Origin of the sequence: Aeromonas sp. 604282, from assembly GCF_049170575.1 — a bacterium.
GTDB lineage: Bacteria > Pseudomonadota > Gammaproteobacteria > Enterobacterales > Aeromonadaceae > Aeromonas > Aeromonas veronii_A.
On sequence record NZ_JAAKMV010000003.1, the window covers coordinates 195,148 to 218,015 of the forward strand.

A 22,868-nucleotide genomic window follows, 5' to 3' on the forward strand; every position below is an offset into this window, starting at 1 on the left:
CCACTCTTATAATTGGTATCAAGAATGCCAATCATGGACTCGCACTGTCCCCTTCTTCACCAGAACAGGAGTCAACATGCCGGATGAGATCGATCTTGCCCGCCGCGGCCTGTTCCGGGGGCGGCTGAGAACCGCCGAACCGCCGGTACAGTTGCCCTGGTCAGTCAACTGGTCGGCATTTGTCGCCGACTGCACCCGCTGCGGGGACTGTCTGGCCGCCTGTCCGGAGCAGATCCTGGTGAATGGCGAGGGCGGTTTTCCGGTGGTCGATTTCCAGCGTGGCGAATGCACCTTCTGCACCGAGTGCGTCACTGTCTGCAAGGCGCCGCTGTTTCGCCCGACCAGCGAGTCTCCCTGGCACTACAAGGCCCATATCGAGGCCAACTGTCTGGCCAATGGTCAGGTGTTCTGCCAGCGCTGTCAGGACAGCTGCGAGCCCAATGCCATTCGCTTTATTCCGGTGCTGGGGCGCGTGCCCACCCCGACGGTCGAGCCGGATCGCTGTAACGGCTGCGGCGCCTGTGTGCAGGATTGTCCGGTTGGCAGCATCAAGGTCGACGGGCGAGCCGCCCCATCCGGTGGTGCGAGCCAGTACACCCTCAAGCAGGAGTCAGAATGAGTCAGAAGCCGTGTGACACAGAAGCAACAATGGATCAGGAGTTCCATGTATCGAGTCTGGTGGTGCTGACCCAGCCCCCCTTGCGCCATCAGCTCGCCGGGCAGATTGGCGCCTTGGAAGGGGCCGAGATCCACGCCGTCAGTGACGAGGGCAAGCTGGTCGTGACCCTGGAAGGTCCGAGCCAGCGACCGATCATGGCGGCCATTGATGCGATACAGGCGATGCCGGGTGTGCTCTCAGCCGCCCTGATTTACCACCAGTTCGATGAACTGGGCGATCACCGAAAAGAGTGATGGGATGCCGGGCGTGCCCTCTACTGCTGATGGCTGGCTCCCGTTCGACAGATTCGACAACTATTACGCGATAAGCAATGTGAGGATATGCCATGAAGCTGAGTCGACGCGACTTTATGAAGGCCAACGCGGTAGCAGCTGCTGCTGCCGTGGCCGGTGTCAGTGCCCCCACGCTGGCAGCCAATCTCATCACCAGTACCGACAAGACTGCCATCCATTGGGATAAGGCTCCCTGCCGCTTCTGCGGTACCGGCTGTTCCGTGCTGGTGGGCTCTCAGGATGGTCGGGTCGTGGCGACTCAGGGCGACCCCGATGCACCGGTCAACCGTGGCCTCAACTGCATCAAGGGCTACTTCCTCTCCAAGATCATGTACGGCCAGGATCGCCTGACCCAGCCGATGTTGCGGATGAAGAACGGCCAGTTCGACAAGGATGGCGACTTCGCCCCCATCAGCTGGGATCAGGCGTTCGACATCATGGCCGAGAAGTTCAAGGCAACTCTGAAAGAGAAGGGGCCGACCGCTGTCGGCATGTTCGGCTCCGGCCAGTGGACAGTCTGGGAAGGCTATGCCGCCGCCAAGCTGATGAAGGCCGGTTTCCGCTCCAACAACATTGACCCCAATGCCCGCCACTGCATGGCATCTGCGGTTGTCGGCTTCATGCGTACCTTCGGTATGGATGAACCGATGGGCTGCTACGACGATATCGAGCAGGCCGATGCGTTCGTGCTGTGGGGCTCCAACATGGCCGAGATGCACCCCATCCTCTGGTCGCGGATGTCTGATCGCCGTCTCTCCAACCCGGACGTGCAGGTGCACGTGCTCTCGACCTTTGAGCACCGCAGCTTCGAACTAGCGGACAACGGCATTGTATTTACCCCCCAGACCGATCTGGCGATCCTCAACTATGTCGCCAACTACATCATCCAGAACGACAAGGTGAACTGGGACTTCGTCAACAAGCACACCGTGTTCAAGAAAGGTGTCACCGACATCGGTTACGGTCTGCGTCCGACCGATCCGCTGCAGCAGAAAGCGAAGAACCCGGACAGCGGCGATGCCACTCCGATGACCTTCGAGGAATTCGCCAAGTTCGTGGCGGATTACGATCTGGAGTCCGTCTCCAAGCTCTCTGGCGTACCCAAGGACAAGCTCGAGAAGCTGGCACAGCTTTATGCCGATCCAAGCAAGAAGGTGGTCTCCTACTGGACCATGGGTTTCAACCAGCATACCCGTGGCGTCTGGGCCAACAACCTCTGCTACAACATCCACCTGCTGACCGGCAAGATCTCCGAGCCGGGTAATGGTCCTTTCTCACTGACCGGTCAGCCCTCTGCCTGTGGCACCGCCCGTGAAGTGGGTACCTTTGCTCACCGTCTGCCTGCCGACATGGTGGTGACCGAGCCCAAGCACCGCGCCATTGCCGAGCAGATCTGGAAACTGCCGGAGGGGACCATTCCCGACAAGGTGGGTTTCCACGCCGTGCTGCAAGACCGAATGCTCAAGGACGGCAAGCTCAATGCCTACTGGGTGATGTGTAACAACAACATGCAGGCCGGCCCCAACATGAATACCGATCGCCTGCCTGGCTATCGCGATCCGCGCAACTTCATCGTGGTCTCCGACCCGTACCCGACCGTCACTGCCCAGGCCGCTGACCTCATCCTGCCCACCGCCATGTGGGTGGAGAAAGAGGGAGCCTACGGCAACGCCGAGCGCCGTACCCAGTTCTGGCACCAGCAGGTGAAAGCGCCGGAAGGGGCCAAGTCCGACCTGTGGCAGCTGATGGAGTTCTCCAAGCGCTTCAAGGTCGAGGAAGTGTGGCCAGCTGAGCTGATTGCCAAGATGCCGGAAGTGAAGGGCAAAACCCTGTTCGACGTGCTCTATGCCAACGGTCAGGTCAACCAGTTCCCGAAAGAGCAGAGCAAAGGGCTGCTGAACGACGAAGCCGAGCACTTCGGTTTCTACGTCCAGAAGGGTCTGTTTGAGGAGTACGCCACCTTTGGTCGCGGCCATGGCCACGATCTGGCGCCGTTCGATCAGTACCACGAAGCGCGCGGTCTGCGCTGGCCGGTGGTGGATGGCAAAGAGACCCTATGGCGATATCGCGAAGGGTTTGACCCCTATGTGAAAGCGGGCGAGGGGGTGCGTTTTTATGGCAAGCCCGATGGCAAGGCGGTCATCTTCGCCCTGCCGTTCGAGCCCGCCGCCGAGTCGCCGGATAAAGAGTACGACCTGTGGCTCTCCACCGGCCGCGTGCTGGAGCACTGGCACACCGGCACCATGACCCGTCGGGTGCCCGAGCTCTATCGTGCCTTCCCGGATGCGGTGCTCTTCATGCACCCGGACGATGCCAAGGCCCGTGGCGTGCGTCGTGGCGAAGAGGTGATCGTCTCCTCCCGCCGTGGCGAGGTGAAGACCCGGGTCGAGACCCGTGGTCGCAACCGTCCGCCGAAAGGACTGGTCTTCATGCCCTTCTTTGATGCGAGCCAGCTGGTCAACAAGCTGACCCTGGACGCCACCGATCCGCTCTCGAAAGAGACCGATTACAAGAAGTGCGCCGTCAAGGTGATGAAGGCTTAAGGCGGGGGAGTGCGAGATGAGTCGTAGTCGTCGCCAGTTTCTGGTCGACATGGCCAAGGGGGCCTGCGGTGTGGGCCTGCTTGGCGTGGGGCTTGGTGGCGTGGCCCGCCAGCAGGCACAAGCTGTGCCTGCCCAGGCGCTGCGTCCGCCCGCCGCCCTCGATGAAGCGGAGTTTCTCGGTGCCTGCGTGCGTTGCGGGCTCTGCGTTGAGGCCTGCCCCTACGACACCCTCAAGCTCGCCCGGCTGTTTGACCCTGTGACCACTGGTACCCCTTATTTCAAGGCGCGTGCCGTGCCCTGCGAGATGTGTGATGACATCCCTTGTGTGGTGGCCTGTCCGAGCGGGGCGCTGGATCAGCAGATGACCGACATCGATCAGGCCCGGATGGGGGTGGCAGTGCTCATCGATCACGAGACCTGTCTCAACTATCTGGGTCTGCGCTGCGATGTCTGTTATCGGGTCTGTCCGCTGATTGACAAGGCGATCACTCTTGAGCTGCAGCATAACCAGCGTACCGGCAAGCACGCCATGTTCCTGCCCACGGTACACAGCGATGTCTGTACCGGCTGTGGCAAGTGTGAGCACGCCTGCGTGCTGGAGAAGGCCGCCATCAAGGTGGTGCCACGCCAGCTTGCCAAAGGTGAGCTGGGTCATCACTACCGGCTCGGCTGGGAAGAGAAGGCCAAGGCGGGGAACAAGTCGATCATCGGCGACAGGCTCACCCTGCCCACCCGCAAACCGGAGGGACTATGAGTCGTTATCCGGGAGAGGAGGCTCGTATCAAGCTGGGGTGGTGGCGTTCCCACCGCTTCCTGTTGCTGCGTCGGCTCAGCCAGTTCAGCGTGCTCGGGCTGTTTTTGCTGGGGCCGCTGGCGGGCATCTGGATCCTCAAGGGCAACCTCTCCAGCTCCCTGTTGCTGGAGACGGTGCCGCTCACCGATCCCCTCACGCTGTTGCAGTCGCTGGCGGCGGGTCACTGGCCCATCACCACTCTCTGGCTGGGGGCTGCCATTGTGCTGGCCGGTTACTGGCTGGTCGGGGGGAGGGTGTTCTGCTCCTGGGTCTGTCCGGTCAACCTCATCACGGATGCCGCAGCTTGGCTCAGGGGGCGACTTGGCCTCAAGGGCAATGGCCAGTTCAGCCGTGCGACCCGCTACTGGCTGCTGGCCATGGTGCTGGTGGTGCCAGCGGTGGTCGGGGTGATGGCGTGGGAGTTGGTCAATCCTGTGTCCTTGGCCATGCGCGGTTTGTTGTTTGGCATGGGGGCGGGCTGGGCTCTGCTGGTGGCGCTGTTCCTGTTCGATCTTTTCGTGGTTGAGCGGGGCTGGTGTGGTCATCTCTGTCCAGTGGGGGCTTTCTATGCCCTGGTCAATCGGGTCGGATTTATCAAGATTTCTGCCAAGGGGCGCGAGCGGTGCAACAACTGCATGGATTGTTATGCGGTCTGCCCGGAGCGTCCCATCCTGCGCGGGCCTGTTCACGGTGCCAAGCGCGGTCACGGGCCCTTGATTGCGGCTCAGGAGTGTACCAACTGTGGCCGCTGCATTGATGTTTGCGCGGAACAAGTTTTTGAAATCACTGTAGGTTTTGCCGTCAAGGCAGAAAAAACGTCGGAGAAAAAATAATGAAAAAGCTGATTGGAGCAATGCTGGCCTGCCTGATGGCGGGATCCTTGATGGCAGCGGCCCCCGAGATCACCAACAGTACCGGTGGCCTCAAGTCCGAGCGGGGCGCCACCGATCTGGTGACCGATTCCACCACTGCGCCGCTGAAAAACTTCCGCAAGGATGGCGCGCCCTACGACCGCCAGTACATGCATCAGCCGCCGCTGATCCCCCACGACATTCGCAACTACGAAGTGGATACCAAGGTCAACAAGTGCCTGGCCTGCCACAGCTTCAAGAATGCCAGCGCCATGAAGGCACCCAAGATCAGCCCGACTCACTTCGAGACCCGCGATGGCATGACGCTGGGTGAAGTCTCCCCCCGTCGTTACTTCTGCTTGCAATGCCACGTGCCGCAAACAGATGCCAAGCCCTTGGTGGAGAATACCTTCAAGCCCGTTGAAGCGCTGAACTAAGGAGCCCATAGATGAAATTACCCGGTTTTGTGCAGCGTCTGTGGACCACCTTCAAGTCACCGTCGAAGGCGGCTCTCTGGGTCATTCTGCTGATGGGCTTCTTCGGCGGCGTGATTTTCTGGGGTGGTTTCAACACCGCCATGGAAGCGTCTAATACCGAGGCCTTCTGTACCAGCTGTCACGAGATGAAAGACAATGTGTTCGAGGAGTATCGCGATACCATCCACTACGCCAACCGCTCCGGTGTACGGGCCAGCTGCCCGGATTGCCATGTGCCCCATGAGTGGACCTACAAGATCATCCGCAAGGTGCAGGCTTCTAAGGAGCTGTGGGGCATGATCACCGGAAAGGTGGATACCCGCGAGAAGTTCGAGGCACACCGACGCGAGATGGCGGAGCGGGAGTGGCAGCGGATGAAGGAGAGCGATTCGCGCGAGTGCCGCAACTGCCACAACTTCGAGTACATGGACTTCTCCCTGCAAGGACAGCGTGCCGTCCAGATGCACTCTGCCAACCTCGGCAAGGAGGGGCAGGCTACCTGTATCGATTGTCACAAGGGGATTGCTCACCAGTTGCCCGACATGACCGGGGTGAAAGGGTTCTGATCTTGCAAAGACAGGCCGGGGTTCCCCGGCCTGTCTTTGCTCATATATGGGACAAGCATCAGATTTGTGCGTCTTTTAAATCCCATATCTCGTGAAACCTTTGATAGAATCAGCCCGCCGTCACATGCTTGAGCAAGTTGGTCACCCCTGTCTGCGTCCGTTTTTGCGCCCTGACAGCTGGCCTCTCATACCCCTTCTCTTCCTGCCTCGTTGACGGCCCATAGCCACAAGGAGCTGCCCGATGGGACAGAAAAACAACGTATTTATTCCCCTCAAGATCGCCGTGCTGACGGTCTCCGACAGCCGCACTGCCGCCGATGACAGCTCGGGTGACTATCTGGTCTCGGCCCTTACCGATGCAGGCCATCAGCTGGCCGATCGGGCGCTCTGCCCGGACAACTTGTTTCGCATCCGGGCACGGGTGAGCGAGTGGATCGCTGATGAAGGGGTGCAGGTGGTGCTGATTAACGGCGGTACCGGCTTCAATGAACAGAACCGGGTACCGGAAGCTGTCGGTGTGCTGTTCGAGCGCACAGTACAGGGTTTTGGCGAGATGTTCCGTCAACTCTCTTTTGCCGAGATTAAAGGCTCCGCCATGCAGAGCCGTGCGCTGGCGGGACTCGCCAATCGCACCCTGATCTGCTGCCTGCCCGGCTCCACCGGCGCCTGTCAGCTGGGTTGGGAGCAACTGATCCGCGATCAGCTTGATGCCCGCACCAAGCCGTGCAACTTTGTCTCCCACCTCTGAGAGCAAACGATGAACCAGACCGATCCCAAGCAGACCCAGCCCAGCCTGACGCATCTTAACCAGAGCGGCGAAGCCCATATGGTGGATGTGACCGACAAGCATGTGACCGAGCGCGAAGCCCGCGCCGAGGCGTTTGTTGCCATGGCCCCCGAGACGCTGGCGCTGATCCTGAGCGGCCAGCACCACAAGGGGGACGTGTTCGCCACCGCCCGTATCGCCGGCATCATGGCCGCCAAGAAGACCTCCGATCTCATCCCCCTCTGCCATCCGCTGGCCTTGACCAAAGTCGAGGTGGAGATAGTGCCGCTGCCCGAGCAGAATCGGGTGCATATCCGCACTCTCTGCAAGCTCTCCGGCAAGACTGGTGTCGAGATGGAGGCGCTAACCGCCGCGTCGGTAGCGGCGCTGACCATCTACGACATGTGCAAGGCGGTACAAAAGGACATGGTGATCGAACAGGTGCGGCTGGTAGAGAAAAAAGGCGGCAAGTCTGGCCATTTTCAGCTGGGGTCAAATAGCGGGGAGCAAGCATGATCAAGGTACTGTTTTTTGCGCAAGTAAGAGAGCTGGTGGCCTGCGATGAGCTGAGCCTGCCCTGCGACTATGCCACTGCCGAAGCGCTGCGTGCGGCGCTCTGTGAACGCGGCGACAAGTGGGCGTTGGCGCTGGAAGCAGGCAAGCTCTTGGTCGCGGTCAATCAGACCCTGGTGTCCCTCGATACCCCCATCAATGATGGCGATGAGGTGGCCTTCTTCCCGCCGGTGACCGGAGGTTAAGGATGAGCGAGGCAACCATGACCGATCGCATTATGGTCCAGCGGGAGGATTTCTCGCTGGCGGACGAATATGCCCGTCTCGCCACCCGCCCCGACAGTGGCGCCATCGTCACCTTCGTTGGCAAGGTGCGCGACTTCAATCAGGGGGAGGAGGTGAAGGGGTTGGCCCTCGAGCACTACCCCGGCATGACCGAGAAGGCGCTGGCAGATATCGTGCAGGAGGCCCGTCGCCGCTGGCCGCTGCAGGAGTGTACCCTCATTCATCGTATCGGCGAGTTGTGGCTTGGCGATCAGATCGTGCTGGTGGCGGTGAGCAGTGCCCACCGCGACGCCGCCTTTGACGCCTGTCACTTCATCATGGATTTCTTGAAAACCCGGGCGCCGTTCTGGAAAAAAGAGCTGACCGCCGAGGGTGTGCAACGCTGGGTCGAGGCCAAGGAGAGCGACAACGCCGCCGCTGCCCGCTGGCAAGCCTGACCTACCTGTTCATCACGAGGGGCGCAGGTTCAACGGGAACCACGGCCCCGCCAAGGGGCGCGGATGTGCGGGCCCCATCAGGAGAAAGGGAATGAAACCGCTGTTATCTGTTGTCATCGCCGGCGTCTGCGCCGCCACCTTGCACACTGGTGCCGTGCAGGCCGATGAAGTGAAAGTGGCCGTGGCGGCCAACTTCAAGGGCTCCATAGATCGTATTGGCAAGGAGTTCACCGCCAAGACCGGCCATACCTTGGCCATCTCGTCTGCCGCCACCGGAGTGCTCTACACCCAGATCAGTCACGGCGCGCCGTTCGATCTCTTCCTCTCCGCCGATGCGGCGACCCCCGAGAAGCTGGAAAAAGAGGGCAAGGGGAGCGATCGCTTCACCTACGCCATCGGCCAGCTGGGGCTGTGGAAGAAGGGGGGCCCGGCCCCTGACGAAGCGACCCTGCGCAGCTGGAAAGGCAACCTCGCCATCGCCAATGCCCGCACCGCCCCCTATGGTGCGGCCGCCATGGCGACCCTCACCCATCTCAAGATCGATCCCAAGCAGTACCGGTTGCTGACCGGCGCCAACATCGGCCAGACCTGGCAATTTGTCGACACCGGCAATGCTGAACTGGGCTTTGTCGCCTGGGCCAATCTGGTGGAAGCGGGCAAGACTGGCGAAGCCTGGGCAGTGCCTGCGAGCTTCTATCCCCCCATCGAGCAGCAGGGGCTGGTATTGAAGAAAGGCGCCGCGGTCGAGGCTCTGGTCGCCTGGCTCAAGGGGCCGGGTCAGGCGCAGATCAAGGCGGCGGGTTATGCCTTGCCCCAATAAGGGGATGGGCCTTATGCGATACCCTGAGTGGTCGGCCTTCGGGTCGGCCACTCTTTGCAATAAGGATGGATACCATGCCGTTGGGGGCATTTATCAACCGGGAGGTCGGCAATGAGTGAAGGGGATCTGCTGGCGGTCTGGCTCACAATGAAGCTTGCGGCCTGCACCACAGCGATTTTGCTGTTGCTGGCACCGCCGCTGGCCTGGTGGCTGTCGCGCAGTCAGAACCGGCTGCGGCCGCTGGTGGAGGCGCTGGTGGCGCTGCCGCTGGTGCTGCCCCCCACTGTGCTGGGTTTTTATCTGCTGCTCGCCTTCTCCCCCGAATATGGCTTCGGCGCCTGGTGGCGCGACACTTTTGGTGCCCCCCTTGCCTTCAGCTTTCCCGGCCTGCTGTTTGCCTCCATCCTCTATTCGCTGCCGTTTGTGGTGCAGCCGCTCACCTCCGCCTTCGTCAACATGGGCAACAAGGAATTGGAGGCCGCCGCTACCCTGGGGCTAGGCCCGCTGGAACGCTTCTTCCACATCATCTTGCCGATGACCCTGCCCAGCTTCGTGATGGCGGCGGCCCTCGGCTTTGCCCACACCCTGGGGGAGTTTGGCGTAGTGCTGATGATTGGCGGCAATATCCCGGGTGAGACCCAGGTACTCTCCATCGCCCTGTTTGATCATGTGGAGGCGATGGATTACCGACAAGCCCACTATCTGGCGGGCGGTTTGATGGCCTTCTCGCTGGTGATGCTGGTGCTGGTCTATGGTGTGCTGCAGCGTAGACAGCGGAGAGTGTTTGGATGAACCAGCCCGCCACTATGCCGCCAGTGAACGAGCCGCACCGCCATGCCCTGAACCTCTATGTTCGGCGCGAGTTTGGCTCCTTTACCCTCGATTGCGCACTGACCCTCGAGCTGGGGGGGATCCTCGGCCTGTTCGGCCCCTCCGGCTGCGGCAAGAGCACACTGCTGCGCATCATCGTCGGACTCGATCGCCGAAGTGGGGATCGCTTGCGGTGGCGCGATCGGGAGTATGCTCAACTTCTGCCCGAAGCGCGCCGGATCGGATTGGTGTTTCAGGACTCGCGCCTCTTCCCCCATCTGACGGTGCTCGGCAATCTGCAACTGGCGGCCCGCAAGGGGCGAGGGCGCTGGCAGCCCGAAGCGCTGGCGGCGCGACTCGGTTTTGCCGATCTGCTGGGGCAGCCTGCCCATGCGCTTTCTGGCGGTCAACGCCAGCGGGTATCGCTGGGGCGGGCGCTGCTGGCCGAGCCTGATCTGCTGCTGCTCGATGAGCCTTTCTCGGCGCTCGATCGGCGCAGCCGCATCCATCAGGCCCATGTGCTCAAGGGGTTGCAGCAGGAGAGCGGCATCCCGATGATCTTCGTCAGCCACGCTATGGAGGAGGTGAGTTTGCTCTGCGATCAGCTGGTGCTGCTGGAAGGTGGCAGGGTAGAGGCGCAAGGCAGGCCGAGGGAGATTTTCGCCCGCACCGATCTCTCGCTCGCCAGTCGCGACGATGCCGGGGTGATGCTGGCGGCGACCCTCTCTCACTACGATGAAGAGGAGCAGATGGCGACCCTGCAGCTTGGTGAGCAGCAACTGCGGGTCACCATGACCCATGTGCCGGACGAGAGCGGCCCCTTGCAGATCAAGGTGGCCGGGCGCGATGTGGTGATCGCCACCGCCCCCATCGAGCACTCCAGCCTTTCCAACTGTCTCGTCACCCGTCTGCTGGCGGTGCGCGAGGTGCGCCCCGGCCAGACCCTGTTGCAGTTGGCGCTGGGTGAGCAGATACTGCTGGCCCGGATCACCAGCCGCTCCGCCAGGCGGCTGGCGCTGGTGCCGGAGCAGCAGATCTACGCTTACATCAAGGCGGTGAGTCTGGTCAGCGAAGGCTGATTGGGCGCCGTGCTGATAACGTGGCAGGATGACCACGGGCAATATAACAACGAGAGATGGTTCAGGTGATGAGTCGAGAGGCAATACACTGATGCGCCGCAATCAGGTGATGAAATTCAACGGTCTTGCCCTGCGCAGTGCGGGGGAGGGCCCCTTACTGTTGCTGCTGCACGGGCTGGGCTCCTCCAGCCTCGACTGGCAGGCGCAGATCGAACGGTTTTCCGAACAGTACCGGGTGGTGGCGCTGGACTTGCGCGGCCACGGCCAGAGCATGCAGGAGGGGCCGTTCGATGTGGCGACCCTGGCAGCCGATGTGGTGAACTGGCTCGATGCACAGCAAGAACCCGCCTGGGTGGTGGGATTGTCACTGGGGGCCATGGTGGCGCTGGAGCTGGCGCTGCAACTGCCCCACAAGGTGCAGGGGCTGGTGCTGGTCAACGGTGTTAGCGAGTTTCTGCTAGAGACCCCCAAAGAGCAGGAGCGTTACGCCCAGCGCCTCAAGTGGCTGCGCTGGTTTGGCATGCGGCCGCTCGCCTGGTGGCTGGGGCGCGAGCTTTTTCCCGGCCCGGAGCTGGCTCAGGTGCGCCACACCTTCCGGCTGCGTTTCGTGCGCAATAAAAAGAAAACCTACAAGGCGCTGCTGGAGGCGTTACCCGGCTGGTCGGTGCGCGCCCGGCTCGGCTCAATCTGGCAGCCGGTGGCCATCATCTCCACCAGTCACGACTACCTGCCGCTGGCCAAACGGGTAGAGCAGTTTGCCGCCTTGCCCAACGCCACCATCCACACCCCCAACGGCCACCACGCCTGGCCTGCTGAAGACCCCTCGGGCTTTAACCACCTGTTGCAACGGATCCTCACGACCCATTAAAGAAGGGGTTGTTAGGTGCAGATACCAAAAAGCCGAACCACAGGGTTCGGCTTTTTTGATCCCGTTTGCGTCAAGGATGGGAGCAGACCGGGCAGTCGGGGCGCTTGGGCAGCTTCATCTCGCGGAAAGTGCCGCTCAGGCCATCGATCATCAGCAGGCGGCCGCTGTAGCTCTTGCCCATGCTGGCCAGTAGCTTGATGGCTTCCAGTGCCTGCAGGCTACCCACCAATCCCACCACGGGGGCGAGTACGCCCGCCTCGACGCAGGTGAGGGCCTGCTCGCCAAACAGGGCGCTGAGGCAGGCGTAGCAGGGCTCATCTTCCTGCCAGGTGAAGCTGCAGAGCTGGCCCTCCAGCCGGATGGCGGCGCCACTGACCAGCGGCACCCTGTGCTGGCGTGCTTTTTGATTCAGCAGGTTGCGAATGGTCAGGTTGTCGGTGCAGTCGAGAACCAGCTGATGCCGTGGCAGTAGGGTATCGAGCAGTGCCTCATCGGCCACGGCAGCGTGGGTCTCGATGTTGAGCCAGGGATTGAGGGCACGTAGCGACTGGGCGGCAGAGTCTACTTTGTAGTGGCCAATGCGCTCATCGTTGTGCAGCACCTGACGCTGCAGGTTGGAGAGCTCCACCTTGTCGAAATCGACCAGGGTGAGCTGGCCAACCCCGGCCACCGCCAGATACTGGCTGGCGGCGCAGCCAAGGCCACCGGCGCCGATCACCAGCACACGGGCCTGCTTGAGCGCCTCCTGTCCCTCGAAGTCGAAGGATTTGAGGATGATCTGGCGGTTGTAGCGCAGCAGTTCGGCGTCGCTGAGGATCTTGCTCACAGCAGCAATCCCCCGAATGGCTCCACGGTTACCGTCTCGCCTGCGGCGACGCGGCCCCGTTCCCGTTCAAGAACGATGTAGCAGTTGGCTCGCGACAGGGAGCTGAACACGGCAGAGTCCTGCGAGCCGGTGCTGCGCACCTCGAGGCCGTTCGTTCCCTGACTCAGAATGCCGCGCTGGAAGTCGAGTCGGCCCGGGCTCTTTTTGAGTGGCTCGGCCGCAAGGGCTTGCAGCTGGAGCGGGCGCTCGAAGTGCTGGCCCGCCAGCTTGGCCAGCGCCGGTTGCACCAGCTGATCGAAGGTGACCATGGCGGAGACGGGGTTGCCCGGCAGGCCGAAGAACCAGGCGCGGGGTAGGCGACCGAAGGCAAACGGCTTGCCCGGCTTGATGGCCAGCTTCCAGAAGCCAATCTCGCCGAGCTCGTCCAGCAGCTGTTTGGTGAAGTCCGCTTCCCCTACCGAAACGCCGCCGGTGGTGATCAGCACATCGGCCTCGTCATCGGCACGGATAAAGGCGGCACGCAGCTGGGCGGGATCGTCCGGGATGATGCCAAGGTCGAGGCAGTCGCAGCCCAGCCGTGCCAGCATGGCCCGCACGCCGTAGCGGTTGGAGTCATAGATATCGCCGTGGGCAAGCGGGGTGCCGACCGGTTTGAGCTCGTCACCAGTGCTGAAAATAGCCACTTTCAGCGGGCGGCGCACCGCGACGGTAGCCACGCCAAGGGAGGCCAGCAGTGGCATTTCGCGCGGGGTGAGGCGAGTACCGGCTGGTAGCACGCAGGCGCCTTTGCCGATATCGCTGCCGGCGCGGCGGATATTCTGGCCCGGTTCGGGTTGTGCCAGAAAAGTGATCCGATCGCCATCGGCCTGCGTTTCTTCCTGCATCACCACTGCATCTGTCCCTGCGGGTATCGGGGCGCCTGTCATGATCCGCACGCAGTGGCCAGCGGGCCACTCGCCCTGATAGGGCTGACCGGCAAACGCCTTGCCCGCCATGATGAGCGGGGTGCCGCTGGCGAGATCCGAAAGGCGCACGGCGTAACCGTCCATGGCGGAGTTGTCGAAGGGGGGCACGGCGAGGGGAGAGGCGATATCACAGGCCAGTACCCGGCCAAGGGCCTCTGGCAGGGGCAGCTGCTCGCTGTCGCAGCAGCAGGCGAGTTGTTCCAGCATCCCTTGCAGGGCATCGCTTAAGGGGAGTAGTCCGCTGGTATCAAATCCCATCGTCATGACCTCTTTCTATGATTGAAGGCGGGATTATCACAAAAATCCCCGGGTATGGGCAGGTTATCTCGAGGGAATCTCGAGGTAATCGGCGCTGAAACGGGGTGAGATGGTCATAAAGTATGAGGTGACGCACAAGTTGACTTGAATCTTGGTGGCAATGGCCGTTTACTATGCCGCCATAACAGATGGCCACCACATCTCATGTGGCTACCATTACAGCGATGCCGTCGGCCCTGTGCGCCGCCATAACATAAGGGGTTGCTCGATGAGCTGCCCTCACCGTCCCTGAGCGTGGGAGAGAAGATAATGACAACCTTAAGTCCGGAAGCCTTGCTGGTCAGGGCTGCCCTCGAAGCCCAGGGACTGGAAACCCCCCTGGTCGCCAACGAGCTGAACAGCCAGCAGAAGCGGGAGAAGATCGAAGGCCATATGCGCTCCATCATGGAGACGCTGGGGCTCGATCTGACCGATGACAGTCTGGCTGAGACGCCGCACCGCATCGCCAAGATGTACGTCAACGAGATTTTCTCCGGACTCGATTACTCCACCTTCCCCAAGGTGACGGTGATCGAGAACAAGATGCAGGTGGACGAGATGATCATGGTGCGGGACATCAGCCTCACCAGCACCTGCGAACACCACTTCGTCACCATCGACGGGATGGCCCATGTGGCCTATATCCCTCGTGGCAAGGTGATTGGCCTGTCGAAGATCAACCGCATCGTGCAGTTCTTCGCTCGCCGTCCCCAGGTGCAGGAGCGGCTGACCCAGCAGATCCTGCTGGCGCTGCAGACCCTGCTAGGTACCAAGGACGTGGCTATCAGCATCAAGGCGACCCACTACTGCGTCAAGGCGCGCGGAGTGATGGACTCCACCTCCTATACCACAACCACCTCCCTCGGCGGGGTGTTCAAGACCCAGCCCGATACCCGGGCCGAATTTCTGGGTGGCCTGCGCGGATAAGATGGCGGTTGTTTTGTAACCGCCATGCTGAATAAACGAGACGCCAGCTGCCATTGCTGGCGTTTTTCATTGGTTCAGGATGAGAGTGGCGGTCTGCCACTGCTTGGCCCGCGTGGCTTGCCCTATGCAAACGTTATGCATTTTTTCGATTTATTCATCTGAGCGATATATTTAATCGAACACGAAAAAAACCTCGCTTTCACCTTACAAAAAGTAACCGGACAGACTCTTTCCGAACCGCCACGATCCGGTTACTCTAGCGCCCCCTCACGGCTCTCGCTGCCGCTCATGGAATTCAGAGATATTCATCAAGGTTGGATGGTGCGCCACTGAACAAGTGGCCAGATAGTTCATGCCAGAAGTGCGTGAACCGGACGAGTGCTACGAATTTAACGACCACCAGGATATCCCATGAATACCAGTTCCATGACCATAGGCAAAAAACTCACCGCCGGCTTTGCCGTGCTCGGTTTGATGGTCGCCTTTATCGGCGGCTTCTCGTTGCTGGAGTTCAGCAACATGAACCGGGCGGCTATCGGTTTTACCGACAGCATCCTGCCTGCCGTCAACCGCACCAATGACATTGGCGACAGCATCAGCGAGTTGCGTCGTTATGAGCTTGGTCTGTTTCTGGTCGCCGCTGATCCCCAGAAGCGTGCCGAGTACCGCACCATGGCCGCGCAGTTGGTGGAACGACTCAAACAGCAGATGATCGACCATGACAAGACCATCTGGGCGCAGGATGTTGAAGAGCGTCGCACTTTCGATATCGTAAAGTCCGACTGGGCAAGCTACCTGGCCCTGCACCAGCAGGTTAAGCAGTTGCAGGATAGCGGCCTGATGAGCGAGGCCCAGAGCGTCTTCATGGAGCAGGGGATCCCCCTCTACAACAACCTGCACAAGTCGGTGGCGGATCTTATTCGCATTAACCACGGTTATGCGACCGAGTCGCGCAAGGTTGTGGTTGCCTCCTACGACTCCGCCAAGCTGAGCGTTACCATCGCACTGGTGCTCGGTTTGATCCTGGTGGTGGTGCTCTCAGTGGTACTGACTCGCCAGATCCGCGACCCGCTGATCATGCTGGCCCGTCAGGCCCAGCGCATTGCCAATGGTGATCTGGGTCAGGGCGAACTGCAGGAGTGGATCCGCGACAGCCGCTTCAACCGCGACGAACTGGGCCAGCTGGGTTCCGCCATCAACCGGATGCAGGGCTCCCTCTCCGATCTGGTGAGCGAGATCGCTGGCTCCGTGAGCCAACTCAGCAGTGCGGTGGAGGAGGTGAGCGCCATCTCCAGCCAGTCTGCCAGCGGCATGGCTATCCAGCAGAACGAAGTCTCCCAGGTGGCGACTGCCATGAATGAGATGCAGTCCACCGTCAACGAAGTAGCCCGCAACACCACGGATGCCATGAGCGCCGCCAAGGATGCCTCCCGCACCTCCGCTGCTGGCAGCGAAGTGGTGCGCAGCTCGATTACCAGCATCGAAGAGGTGTCGGTCAAGATTGAACAGGCAGGCACAGTGGTACAGCAACTGGAGGCCGACAGCGCCAACATCAGCGTGGTGCTGGATGTGATCCGCGATATTGCCGGTCAGACCAACCTGCTGGCCCTTAACGCGGCCATCGAAGCGGCCCGTGCCGGTGAGCAGGGTCGTGGTTTTGCGGTCGTCGCCGATGAAGTTCGCTCCTTGGCACAGCGTACCCAGGACTCCACCGCCGAGATCAGCAAGATGATCGAGCTGTTGCAGAGCCGCGCCGCCGAGGCGGGCAACGCCATGCAGCTGAGTCGTCACCAGATGCAGGAGAGCGTCGGTCTGGCGCGGGACGCCGGCACCAGTATCGAGACTATCAATGGTGCCGTGGTGCGCATCACCGACATGAACACCCTGATCGCCACCGCCACCGAAGAGCAGAACGCGGTGACCGAAGAGCTCAATCGCAGCATCGTCAACATTCACAATGCCGCTGACGAGAATGCCCAGGGCGCTCATCAGATCGCCCAGGCTTGCGTCGAGCTGAGCAAGCTGGCCAACACCCTGCACCATATGACCCAGCGCTTCACCCTCTAAGGGTTGATGCATGGGTAACAGAAGGCCCCGCCAATTGGCGGGGCCTTGTTGTTTCTGTCGTTGTGGAAGGGCTCAGCTCAGTCCGACTATCTCGCCGTTCTCATCGATATCGATATGGCGATAGGCAGGCAAACTGCCCAGCCCCGGCATGGTCATGATGGGGCCCGCCAGCGCATAGACGAAGCCTGCACCGGCGCAGAGCTTCACCTCGTCGATGGGCACCTCGAAATCGGTCGGCACCCCTTTGAGGGCGGGGTCGTGGCTGATGGAGAGCGGCGTCTTGGCCACGCAGATGGGCAAGTGATCCCACCCTTCGGCAGAGAGTTGGGCCAGCTGCTGGCGGGCTTTATCGGAGATCTGCACCCCGCGACCGCCGTAGCCGCACTCCACCAGGGTCGCCAGCTTGGCGTCGAGGCTCATCTCGTCGGGGTAGAGCAGTTTGACCTTGCTTGGCTGCTCGCAGGCGGCCACCACGGCGCGGGCCAGCTCGCTGGCGCCTGCACCGCCCTGGATGAAGGCGTTGGAGATGGCCGCGCCACAGGCGCCGGCTTGCTGCGCTTCATGGGCCAGCAGCGCCAGCTCGGCCTCGCTGTCGGTGGGGAAGCGGTTGATGGCGACCACCACCGGCACCCCGTAGCGGCGGGCGTTCCTGATATGCCAGGCGAGGTTGGCGCAGCCTTGCTTGAGGGTTGGCAGATCTTCCCCCTGCAGGCTGGCTGGCAGTGGCTGGCCCGGTCGGATATCGAGCAGACCGCTGTTGGCTTTGAGGCCGCGCACCGTGGCCACCAGCACCACGCAGGCGGGGGTAATACCGGATTGGCGGCTCTTGATGTTGAAGAACTTCTCCAGCCCCATGTCGGAGCCAAAACCCGCCTCGGTCACCACATAGTCGGTCAGGCCAAGGGCGATGCGATCGGCGATCACCGAGGAGTTGCCGTGGGCGATATTGGCAAAGGGACCAGCGTGCACCAGCACCGGCGTCTGCTCGGTGGTTTGCATCAGGGTCGGCTGCAGCGCGTCTTTGAGCAGCACCGTCATGGCGCCCGCCACTTCCAGCTGCTCGGCAGTGATGGGCTTGCCGTGGATATCGCGGGCCAGCTGGATGCGGCCGATGCGCTGACGCAGGTCTTTCAGATCGCTCGCCAGCGCCAGAATGGCCATCAGCTCGGAAGCGGCGGTGATGACGAAATGATCGCTGCGCTCCACCCCATCACTTACGCCGCCCTGACCTATGGTGAGGTTACGCAGGGCGCGGTCATTCATGTCGAGGGTGCGCGGCCAGAGGATGTTATCGGCATCGATATCAAGCCGCGGCAGGCCGGTTTTGGCGGTGAACTCTGTACCCAGTTTCTGTTCGTGGAACAGGCGGGCATCGAGAGCTGCAGCCGCCAGATTGTGGGCCGCCGTCAGGGCGTGAAAATCGCCGGTGAGGTGGAGGTTCATCTCCTCCATCGGCACCACCTGGGCGTGGCCGCCACCGGCTGCGCCCCCCTTGACCCCGAATACCGGGCCGAGGCTCGGCTGGCGGATAGTGGCGATGCTGGGCTGGCCGATATGGTTGAGCCCCATGGAGAGGCCAAGGGTGGTCACCGTCTTCCCTTCACCGAGCGGGGTCGGGGTGATGGCGCTCACCAGTACCAGCTTGCCGCTCTGCTTGGGCTGAGACGTGAGCAGGTCGAGGCTGAGTTTGCCTTTGTAGTGGCCATGAGGGCTGAGCTGGTGCTGGGGGATGGCGAGGCGTTCGGCCAGCGCGAGGATTGAGAGACGGGGGGACTGGCGGGAGATCTCGATATCGCTTAGCATCAGCACCTCGTTGGCATATCGGGGTAAAATATGCGGCGCAGTCTAGTGGAATATAACGGGTAATCCAATGACGAAAACGATTTTATTTGGTGAGGGTGAGGTTCGTCAGAATCCTGTTCGGCTGGATCTCAACGCACTCTATCATCCCCCCAAGCAGCCGATGACGGCGCTGGGGATTGTCAGCGCGCTGGTGCCGTTGTTCGGTTTCGGCTGGCAGGCGATGACCCAGGACCCCGAAACCCAGCTGCGCCACGAGATCCGCAAACGGGTCAACAAGCACAAGACCGACGAGGCAAACCTCATTTTGATCCTGCAGCTGGCCGCCATGTTTGACTGCCCCGAGATTGAAGTGGCGCTCCCCTATGCCCTCAGTGAGCAGCAGTTGTCGGTTGTCCGCACCCGACTGCCACGCTGGCAGTTGCACCCCGAGCAGGAGCGTCTGCTAGCCAAGCTCACCCCTGTTGCCGCATCCACCACCGCATCCGGCCAGCGTTAGGTTTCAAGCCGGACTAGCAGGCCGGACCCACAGCTCTGGCAATCTGGTCGGCGCATCCCACTGCTGCGGGGCGAGATAGCGCTCCTGCACGAACTCGATAAAGCAGCGCACCTTGGCCGAGACGAAGCGGCGGTGCGGATAGACCGCATAAAGTCCCACCTCTCCCTTGTCCCACTCTGGCAGCAGGCTGACCAGCTGTCCTGACCGCAGGGCCTCCCCCACGATAAAGGTAGGCTGCAATATGATGCCCTGATCATCACAAGCGGCGCGGGTCAGCGCCACCCCGTTGTTGGCCCGCAGCGGCCCCTGTGGCCGGATGCTCTGCTGCTCGTTTCCCCGTTTGAAGTGCCACTCCGGCTGGGTCAGGGTGTAGATCAGACAGTCGTGCTGCTTGAGATCCTCGGGTTTTTCCGGTCTGCCCTTGCGCGCCAGATAGGCGGGGCTGGCGCAAAGCTCGACCCGAATGGTGGCCAGCTGGCGCGCCACCAGCGAGGAGTCGCTGAGGTGGCCGATCCGCAGCGCCAGATCGAACCCCTCTTCCACTAGCGCGACCCGCCGGTCGCTGTACTCGATATCGAGCTTGAGATCGGGAAAGCGCTGGCGAAACAGCGGCAGGGCGGGGGAGAGGTGCAGATAGCCAAAATCCATCGGCACCGAGAGCTTGAGGGTACCGTTCGGCTGCTGGTTGTGGTGGGTCAGCTGGCTGTGGGTCTCTTCCAGCTCCGCCAGCAGGGCGAGGGAGCGCTGGTAGTAGAACTGGCCCGCTTCGGTGGGATTGACCTGGCGGGTAGTGCGCGACAGCAGCCGGGTGGCGAGGGATTCCTCCAGCTGTTGCATTAGTTTGGAGGCCATGGCGACCGAGATGCCGAGCTGGTTGGCGGCCTTGGTAAAGCTCTGGCACTCCACCACCTTGATAAAGGTGCGCATGGCGGCGATCTGGTCCATTTTCCATCCTCAGTAAATAATGAATTTAATAAATCACTGATTATTCATCTTCAGAACGAGGTTAGCATTTTAACCACTGATGTGAACCCCAAGATGAAGGAACGAACGGATGAAAATGACCAAGGCTCTGCTGGCCTCCTGCCTGTTTATGGCTACCCCTCTGATGGCGGCGGATTACGATGTGGATGCGGCGCACACCACAGTGCAGTTCAAGGTGGGTCACCTGGGCTTCTCCGAGCTGGTGGGTCGCTTCAACACCTTCAGCGGCACCTTCAGCATGGATGACGCCAACCCGGCGGCCGCTAAGGCGAGCTTCGAAGTGGATGCCGCCAGCGTCGACTCCAATCACGAAGCCCGCGACAAGCACCTGCGCAGCCCTGATTTCCTCGACGTGAAACAATATCCCAAGATGACCTTCGTCAGCTCCGCTTACGAGGGCACCAAGGATAAAGGCGTGCTGAAAGGGACCCTGACTTTGCACGGTGTCTCCAAGGAAGTGGCCTTCGATCTGGTCAAAATTGGCGAAGGCAAGGATCCCTGGGGCGGCTACCGCAGCGGCTTCAACGCCTCCACCACCATCAAGCGCAGTGACTTTGGCGTGAGCTACATGCTGCCCGGCATCCCGGACGAGATGAATATCAACCTGTTTGTCGAAGGCGTGCGCAAGTAATGGGCGCGGAACTTCTGCTGCAAACCCTGGCGGCTCCTCTGGGAGCCGCTTTGCTATCGTGGCGCTGGCCGCGACTGGGGTATCTGTGGGGCGCGTTGGCGCTCTGGCTAGTGGGATCCTGGCTCGGCGGCTTCTATGGCATGCCGGAAAAGGCGTGGCAGTGGCTGCCGCTGACCTTGCTGGTGCCCGCCATTGGGGCTCAGGTGAACGATCTGCGCGGTTCACTGCTGCTCTTTGCGGTGTTCAGTGCGCTGGTGTGGTGGCAGGGATTGGCCTCGGTACTGGCGAGCGAACCCGGGATCTGGCTGGCGCTACTGCCCGCCATCCTCTGGTTTGGTTGGAGCGGTCTGCGCGGTGACAGCCGCGAAGGGCTCGGGTTTGCCCTCGGCTTTATCTGGTTGGCACTGGTGATCGGCATCGATGGCAGTCTGCTGATTGCCCAGCTGGCCGGTGCGCTGGCGGCTTTCGCCGGTTTTCGCGCCCTGCTTGCCACCTTTGTTGACATCAAGGTAGCACCCGCCGGTCTGGCGCTGGCCCTCGCCTTCGTCCAGATGCTGGCCTGGCAATATGTGGAGGTGCCGCTGGTGGTGTTGCTGCCGGTCTGGTTGCTGCCGCTGCTGGAGTGGGCGTTACGTGACAAACCCTGGCCAGTGCGTTGGAGTGGGCTGATCCTGCTCGCTGCCGCGGGAACCGGGCTCAGCCTATGGTGGGTCTGGCCTGCTGCTTCTTTGTACTGACACTTGTGTGGAAAATGGTCAAATGGCGCCATTTTTGCATACCTGCTCATACTCTTGGCAGATAATGATTGAGCCCCCTATGTGTTTCAGATAAAAAGGATTTTCATTTTATTTGGACACACACAGAACCCGGCCGCGCCGGGTTCTGTTTGCCTGCTTTGCGGCACATAAGGAGGCCACAGTTGCGCAGTCAAGGATCTGAGCATCTGTTTTTTCGCCATTTCACCGGACAGGGACGTATCGACGGTCTCTGCATTCTGCTGGTCACTCACCTGCTTCCCGATCGCCCCCGTTTTATCGACGCTCTCGGTCAGATTGGACGGATTGGTGCCATTTTGCCCAAACCGAAATCGGTACACGGCCCGACCCTGGAGTGGGTATCCCAGCACTATCCGGTGCTGCCCCTCAACCGACGCTGGACCAATGAACCCGACAGCCTCATCCAGCAGATTGCGCCGCTGGTGGCCCCCCACGAGCGGTTGCTGATCCTCGATATTGGTGGTTACTTTGCCAAAACCCAGGTGATCTTGAGTGAATACTTCGGCCCCCGTTTCCTCGGGGTGGTGGAGATGACCGAGAACGGCCATCAACGCTATGAGCAGGAGGTGCTGGCGACCCCTGTGGTGTCGGTGGCGCGCAGCCCCCTCAAGCAGGCCGAGGATATCCAGATTGGTTTGAGCGTGGTCTACTCCGCGGAGTCGCTGGCGCGCAACCTCAACCGTACCTTCAACGTCTGCGAAGCCGTGCTGTTTGGCTATGGCAAGGTGGGGCGCAGCATCGCCCGCGACCTGCGTTGTCGCAACCTCCATCTCGGGCTGGTGGAGACCGATGTGCTGCGACAGGTCGAAGCGCTCTCTCACGGCTTTCGCTTGATCACCAAGGCCGAGGCCTTGAGCCGCGCCGAGCTGGTGATCTGCTCTACCGGCAACGGCTCGTTGGATTTGGCGGATCTGCAGGCGCTGCGCCCCGGCACCATGGTGGCCTCGGTCACCTCGGCCGACGACGAGTTTGCCTTCTCGCTGGCCCAGTTGCCGTGGCCGAGCGAAGAGGTGTGCCCCCATGTGCTGGCCCTCAACCGGCCGGATGGCTCCCAGATCTACCTGCTCAACCGGGGCGAGGCGGTCAACTTCGTCCATGGCGCCGTGATTGGTGAATATGTCTATCTGGTGCTGGCGGAGATCATGGAAGGGATCCGGATGCTGGCGGCAGGCCCTCTTGCACCCGGCCTGTTCGAGCTGCCAGAATCGGCGATGCGTACCATTGCCCGCCATTGGCTGGCCGATTTTCATGGGGTTGATCAGCACTGATTTGACCAAACCGGGAGCGGCCATTGGGCGGCAGTACGCCACTTCCCGCCATTGTCGCTTTTTTATGGAGT

25 protein-coding genes are annotated in these 22,868 nt (G+C 61.4%); 21 read left to right on the forward strand and 4 right to left on the reverse strand.

The window, feature by feature from the left end:
- The first annotated feature begins 76 nt into the window (after positions 1-76).
- The 15 genes from napF (at position 77) to G5367_RS06295 (ending at position 11,757) form a co-directional block, all read left to right on the forward strand.
- Entirely contained in the window at positions 77-619 is a 543-nt protein-coding gene (napF, locus tag G5367_RS06225) for a ferredoxin-type protein NapF (RefSeq protein ID WP_421244103.1), read from the forward strand.
- A 29-nt stretch (positions 620-648) separates the two neighbouring features.
- Positions 649-912 (forward strand): chaperone NapD, encoded by a 264-nt coding sequence (locus G5367_RS06230; protein ID WP_421244171.1) that lies wholly within the window; start codon positions 649-651, stop codon positions 910-912.
- 92 nt (positions 913-1,004) lie between these two features.
- Entirely contained in the window at positions 1,005-3,494 is a 2,490-nt protein-coding gene (napA, locus tag G5367_RS06235; protein WP_421244102.1) for a nitrate reductase catalytic subunit NapA, read from the forward strand.
- A 16-nt stretch (positions 3,495-3,510) separates the two neighbouring features.
- Positions 3,511-4,248, forward strand: coding sequence for a ferredoxin-type protein NapG (gene napG, locus G5367_RS06240; protein WP_236319247.1), 738 nt, complete (start codon positions 3,511-3,513; stop codon positions 4,246-4,248).
- The gene (gene napH, locus G5367_RS06245) at positions 4,245-5,120 is read left to right on the forward strand and encodes a quinol dehydrogenase ferredoxin subunit NapH (protein WP_421244101.1); all 876 of its coding nucleotides are present in this window, start codon (positions 4,245-4,247) and stop codon (positions 5,118-5,120) included. Before napG ends, napH begins: the two co-directional genes overlap by 4 nt.
- On the forward strand, positions 5,120-5,575 hold the full coding sequence (locus G5367_RS06250; RefSeq protein WP_421244100.1) for a nitrate reductase cytochrome c-type subunit: 456 nt from the start codon (positions 5,120-5,122) through the stop codon (positions 5,573-5,575). The genes napH and G5367_RS06250 overlap by 1 nt, the downstream gene beginning before the upstream one ends.
- 11 nt (positions 5,576-5,586) lie before the next feature.
- The gene (locus tag G5367_RS06255) at positions 5,587-6,180 is read left to right on the forward strand and encodes a cytochrome c3 family protein (RefSeq protein WP_216979206.1); all 594 of its coding nucleotides are present in this window, start codon (positions 5,587-5,589) and stop codon (positions 6,178-6,180) included.
- A gap of 241 nt (positions 6,181-6,421) precedes the next feature.
- The gene (gene moaB / locus G5367_RS06260) at positions 6,422-6,928 is read left to right on the forward strand and encodes a molybdenum cofactor biosynthesis protein B (protein WP_331378060.1); all 507 of its coding nucleotides are present in this window, start codon (positions 6,422-6,424) and stop codon (positions 6,926-6,928) included.
- Positions 6,929-6,937: 9 nt separating this feature from the next.
- On the forward strand, positions 6,938-7,462 hold the full coding sequence (gene moaC, locus G5367_RS06265; RefSeq protein WP_421244099.1) for a cyclic pyranopterin monophosphate synthase MoaC: 525 nt from the start codon (positions 6,938-6,940) through the stop codon (positions 7,460-7,462).
- Positions 7,459-7,704: a molybdopterin synthase sulfur carrier subunit gene (gene moaD, locus G5367_RS06270; RefSeq protein ID WP_323914774.1), complete on the forward strand. Its 246-nt coding sequence runs from the start codon at positions 7,459-7,461 to the stop codon at positions 7,702-7,704. Before moaC ends, moaD begins: the two co-directional genes overlap by 4 nt.
- A gap of 2 nt (positions 7,705-7,706) precedes the next feature.
- Positions 7,707-8,180 (forward strand): molybdopterin synthase catalytic subunit MoaE, encoded by a 474-nt coding sequence (gene moaE / locus G5367_RS06275; protein ID WP_139407100.1) that lies wholly within the window; start codon positions 7,707-7,709, stop codon positions 8,178-8,180.
- A gap of 91 nt (positions 8,181-8,271) precedes the next feature.
- Positions 8,272-9,000 carry a molybdate ABC transporter substrate-binding protein gene (modA, locus tag G5367_RS06280; protein WP_421244097.1) on the forward strand — a complete coding sequence of 243 codons (729 nt, stop codon included), beginning with the start codon at positions 8,272-8,274 and terminating at the stop codon, positions 8,998-9,000.
- A 111-nt stretch (positions 9,001-9,111) separates the two neighbouring features.
- Positions 9,112-9,792 (forward strand): molybdate ABC transporter permease subunit, encoded by a 681-nt coding sequence (gene modB, locus G5367_RS06285; protein WP_421244096.1) that lies wholly within the window; start codon positions 9,112-9,114, stop codon positions 9,790-9,792.
- Positions 9,789-10,889: a molybdenum ABC transporter ATP-binding protein gene (gene modC / locus G5367_RS06290; protein WP_421244095.1), complete on the forward strand. Its 1,101-nt coding sequence runs from the start codon at positions 9,789-9,791 to the stop codon at positions 10,887-10,889. The genes modB and modC overlap by 4 nt, the downstream gene beginning before the upstream one ends.
- Before the next feature lie 91 nt (positions 10,890-10,980).
- Positions 10,981-11,757, forward strand: coding sequence for an alpha/beta fold hydrolase (locus G5367_RS06295; RefSeq protein ID WP_421244094.1), 777 nt, complete (start codon positions 10,981-10,983; stop codon positions 11,755-11,757).
- A 70-nt stretch (positions 11,758-11,827) separates the two neighbouring features.
- On the opposite strand, the gene moeB is transcribed toward G5367_RS06295, so the two are convergent.
- Positions 11,828-12,583: a molybdopterin-synthase adenylyltransferase MoeB gene (moeB, locus tag G5367_RS06300; RefSeq protein WP_421293986.1), complete on the reverse strand. Its 756-nt coding sequence runs from the start codon at positions 12,581-12,583 to the stop codon at positions 11,828-11,830.
- On the reverse strand, positions 12,580-13,806 hold the full coding sequence (gene moeA, locus G5367_RS06305; RefSeq protein WP_421245131.1) for a molybdopterin molybdotransferase MoeA: 1,227 nt from the start codon (positions 13,804-13,806) through the stop codon (positions 12,580-12,582). The genes moeB and moeA overlap by 4 nt, the downstream gene beginning before the upstream one ends.
- A gap of 309 nt (positions 13,807-14,115) precedes the next feature.
- On the opposite strand from moeA, the gene folE reads away from it, so the two are divergent.
- On the forward strand, positions 14,116-14,772 hold the full coding sequence (gene folE, locus G5367_RS06310; protein ID WP_182969390.1) for a GTP cyclohydrolase I FolE: 657 nt from the start codon (positions 14,116-14,118) through the stop codon (positions 14,770-14,772).
- 411 nt (positions 14,773-15,183) lie between these two features.
- Positions 15,184-16,839: a methyl-accepting chemotaxis protein gene (locus G5367_RS06315; RefSeq protein WP_421245130.1), complete on the forward strand. Its 1,656-nt coding sequence runs from the start codon at positions 15,184-15,186 to the stop codon at positions 16,837-16,839.
- Between the two features lie 72 nt (positions 16,840-16,911).
- On the opposite strand, the gene G5367_RS06320 is transcribed toward G5367_RS06315, so the two are convergent.
- The gene (locus G5367_RS06320; protein WP_421245129.1) at positions 16,912-18,642 is read right to left on the reverse strand and encodes a formate--tetrahydrofolate ligase; all 1,731 of its coding nucleotides are present in this window, start codon (positions 18,640-18,642) and stop codon (positions 16,912-16,914) included.
- Positions 18,643-18,709: 67 nt separating this feature from the next.
- Between G5367_RS06320 and G5367_RS06325 the strand changes: the two genes are divergently transcribed.
- The gene (locus G5367_RS06325; protein ID WP_019445938.1) at positions 18,710-19,138 is read left to right on the forward strand and encodes a hypothetical protein; all 429 of its coding nucleotides are present in this window, start codon (positions 18,710-18,712) and stop codon (positions 19,136-19,138) included.
- A 3-nt stretch (positions 19,139-19,141) separates the two neighbouring features.
- Here the strand turns inward: G5367_RS06325 and G5367_RS06330 are convergent, their stop codons facing one another.
- Complete coding sequence (locus tag G5367_RS06330; RefSeq protein WP_421245128.1) at positions 19,142-20,083, reverse strand: LysR family transcriptional regulator; 942 nt, start codon at positions 20,081-20,083, stop codon at positions 19,142-19,144.
- A 109-nt stretch (positions 20,084-20,192) separates the two neighbouring features.
- Between G5367_RS06330 and G5367_RS06335 the strand changes: the two genes are divergently transcribed.
- From G5367_RS06335 to G5367_RS06345, 3 genes are all read left to right on the forward strand, one after another.
- Positions 20,193-20,753: a YceI family protein gene (locus G5367_RS06335; protein WP_005334411.1), complete on the forward strand. Its 561-nt coding sequence runs from the start codon at positions 20,193-20,195 to the stop codon at positions 20,751-20,753.
- On the forward strand, positions 20,753-21,490 hold the full coding sequence (locus G5367_RS06340; RefSeq protein ID WP_421245127.1) for a hypothetical protein: 738 nt from the start codon (positions 20,753-20,755) through the stop codon (positions 21,488-21,490). The genes G5367_RS06335 and G5367_RS06340 overlap by 1 nt, the downstream gene beginning before the upstream one ends.
- Before the next feature lie 182 nt (positions 21,491-21,672).
- The gene (locus G5367_RS06345; protein ID WP_421245126.1) at positions 21,673-22,797 is read left to right on the forward strand and encodes an adenosylhomocysteinase; all 1,125 of its coding nucleotides are present in this window, start codon (positions 21,673-21,675) and stop codon (positions 22,795-22,797) included.
- The last annotated feature ends 71 nt before the right edge of the window (positions 22,798-22,868 follow it).